This is a genomic window from Aliikangiella maris (genome assembly GCF_040719265.1).
GTDB lineage: Bacteria > Pseudomonadota > Gammaproteobacteria > Enterobacterales > Kangiellaceae > Aliikangiella > Aliikangiella maris.
The window spans coordinates 1-2,634 of sequence record NZ_JBFDAH010000079.1 but is presented as its reverse complement, the minus strand read 5'-3'; the positions used below and the strand labels follow the sequence as shown (position 1 = coordinate 2,634).

Below are 2,634 nucleotides of genomic sequence, written 5' to 3'. Positions count from 1 at the left end.
GGTTATCTAAAACAGGAAGTGATGGCGGACAATCTCATTATTTTAAGTGATGAAGCCAAGCAGTTTAATATAGAGCAGAACGCAGCCTGCTGGGTTCATGCGGAAAGAAAGTTAACTCAACTGCTCCCCAGGAGCCAATTTCAAATCAAACATAAAGAGAAAAAGCTCAAACAGTTTTGGCGGCTTTATGACACATTAAAGTCAGAATTAAAAAAGAGAAAGTTAACCAGTCAACGTAAAGCTCAACTGAGAAAACGATTTGATAATTTGTGTAAGCCTGTTGAAAATTTCTCCGCGCTTAATAAAGAGTTAGAGCATTTATACCTAATGAAAACCACTTTACTTAAATGTTTGGTGAATCCTTCAATTCCACTTCATAATAACTTGAGCGAGTCGGATATTCGTGAGTTTGTTAAGCGTCGAAAAATTAGTGGATGCACAAAAAGCGATAATGGTCGAGATTCTCTTGATACATTTTTATCGCTTAAGAAAACCTGTCAGCGTCATGGTATTTCATTTTGGCATTACTTAGAAGATCGTATAAAAAAGTTAGGAAAAATACCTCAACTATGTGAATTCATAGTAAACTCACCGTAAAGTCTAAATGCCCCCGCTTTTTGAGCAATTACAATAATACAGGGGCGAAAATCAGTACCCCCCCTGAAACAAATGGCTATTCTATTACCCGGATATCATTTGGCTCTACCCGAGCAACTCCACCAGAAATTTTGTATTTACTGTGGCCCAACAAGGTATATCTTACCTTTTTCAGTAGCTTTTAGAGACTTGTCAAAAGTGTTATTTGGCATAGTTTATTTCTGAATAAGCATTCAATAACCAGCATAAAATTTTTTAACAAACTATTTTCGTTGGGAAATGCCCTTTTTTCTTAGGCTCTTTTGCTTTTAGAATCTTTCTCTAAATCGCTCTGCGATGTCTGCCAATTCACACATCAGCGTTGTTTTATTTGCGCTCTGGTGAGCGTTTAAACGAAAAAATGTAATTAAAAGATAAGTATCCTTATTATTTGCGCCAGACACATATACTAACGCACTATTGCTTGTTTTTCTGGACTGGGCAATTCTGATATTATTCCAGATATGAGGCTTTATTGTTTTATCTTTGGTATGAACATGCATCAACTCTGCAAACTTTACGGAGCTAGGTCTGTCATAAAGTTCATCACGCCCAAAAAAACCATTAGTTATGCCTGATGTTTTATATTCCCTAAATTCGTTAATTAACACTTGTAACTCATCATCTTTCATCGTTCTTTTTAACTTTTCATGTGTAAATATCCTTACTCCCACTCTGTATACTCCTCTACCGCCACTGTGCGCTTATTTTTTACGTTATGTGACCTTAAGATCTCATTACTCCCTTTAGATGCAGCAGTATTAACTTGAGATTCAGTTAATTCTTTTAAATTTTTATTTAATTTCCGCTTTTTAATAACAATTGCTGTTTTCATGAAAGGTGCTCACTGTGTTTTCTGGTAATAATCATACCAAAATGTCTCAATTCGTCACCTATCTCAGTATCGTGATATTGAGAATTATCCAGCAGCTCTATTAACTCTTTTAAGCTGTAATTAATGCAACCTAACCATTGAATTAATGAAGCAAGAGGGTTTCTGTTATCCTCAGTTTTGAAGTAATAAACATCCGCCCCATTCTTGCTTGTAAAACGATAAATAAGTAAAAATGTCTCATCATTTTCACCAAAAAAATTTAAAGTCATATCGATATCACCAATACTCACTCCTCCTTGTTTTGCAATTATATCGATCCAAGACTTAAGACTAGTTATATCATTGACTACCATATCACCAGCAGGCTTAATCTCATGTTCTTCATTGGATTTGTTTGCCTTAATAGCAGAAGCGGGGCTATCAAAAATATGCTCTATAAACTCATCATTCTGCGCCATTTTTACCACCTTTATTAAAATCGAAATCAACAAAAAACATTTTATAATACATCAATATCATTTGCTAGTGAGCTAAGTAACAATCTTGAGAACACAATTGAGTATTTACTACATTCATCACAATATCGAAGACTTTACGCTCTTCGCTATTGTTGTTAGAGGTATTCATAACAAAAAAACAAATTTTAACAGACATATATGATCACCCGAGCAAACGCAAGTTTTTATGTTGCCATAACTTACGTAATTGCTCAAAAAGCGGGGGCATTATGTAAGCAATCGATCACAAGAAAATCAGAAAAAGATCAATTTAATTGGCGAAAATCGATCACATTTAAAAGATTCAGTTAATGGCATAATNGTAATTGCTCAAAAAGCGGGGGCATTATGTAAGCAATCGATCACAAGAAAATCAGAAAAAGATCAATTTAATTGGCGAAAATCGATCACATTTAAAAGATTCAGTTAATGGCATAATAAAAAGCATGAGTTATTTAACTGATGGTAATACAGATAGTCGGAAATTAGTCTTTCTAAAAGATGGCAAGATAAGTATTCCCCTTGATTTAGCCCCTCGATATGGTAGCAGTTGGCTGGAACATCGCCTGTTTAATATAATCGAAGTTTTGCAAGAGATGGCACAACGTTATTATGACGAGTGTCAGTTACTCAAGTCAGAAAATGCACGGCTAACCAGAAGACCTG

Annotated in this window: 5 protein-coding genes; 2 read left to right on the top strand and 3 right to left on the bottom strand. The window is 34.9% G+C overall.

Features of this window, described 5'->3' with window-relative positions:
• On the top strand, window positions 1–597 hold a 597-nt coding region (locus ABVT42_RS21980; RefSeq protein WP_367024476.1), incomplete at its 5' end, for an IS66 family transposase.
• Between the two features lie 308 nt (window positions 598–905).
• Here the strand turns inward: ABVT42_RS21980 and ABVT42_RS21975 are convergent.
• The 3 genes from ABVT42_RS21975 to ABVT42_RS21965 are packed head-to-tail and all read right to left on the bottom strand — an operon-like array spanning window position 906 to window position 1,929.
• Window positions 906–1,310, bottom strand: coding sequence for a type II toxin-antitoxin system YafO family toxin (locus ABVT42_RS21975; protein ID WP_353898143.1), 405 nt, complete (start codon window positions 1,308–1,310; stop codon window positions 906–908).
• On the bottom strand, window positions 1,301–1,471 hold the full coding sequence (locus ABVT42_RS21970) for a hypothetical protein (protein WP_353898144.1): 171 nt from the start codon (window positions 1,469–1,471) through the stop codon (window positions 1,301–1,303). The genes ABVT42_RS21975 and ABVT42_RS21970 overlap by 10 nt, the downstream gene beginning before the upstream one ends.
• Window positions 1,468–1,929 carry a hypothetical protein gene (locus ABVT42_RS21965; protein WP_353898145.1) on the bottom strand — a complete coding sequence of 154 codons (462 nt, stop codon included), beginning with the start codon at window positions 1,927–1,929 and terminating at the stop codon, window positions 1,468–1,470. Before ABVT42_RS21965 ends, ABVT42_RS21970 begins: the two co-directional genes overlap by 4 nt.
• 365 nt (window positions 1,930–2,294) lie before the next feature.
• Between ABVT42_RS21965 and ABVT42_RS21960 the strand changes: the two genes are divergently transcribed.
• Window positions 2,295–2,634, top strand: a 340-nt coding sequence (locus ABVT42_RS21960) for a hypothetical protein (RefSeq protein ID WP_367024474.1), incomplete at its 3' end; no start/stop codon positions are given.

What these genes read in the sequence shown, in the direction of transcription:
- ABVT42_RS21970 (WP_353898144.1), bottom strand. Translation starts at nt 1,471, where the DNA reads ATGAAAACAGCAATTGTTATTAAAAAGCGGAAATTAAATAAAAATTTA.
- ABVT42_RS21965 (WP_353898145.1), bottom strand. Translation starts at nt 1,929, where the DNA reads ATGGCGCAGAATGATGAGTTTATAGAGCATATTTTTGATAGCCCCGCT.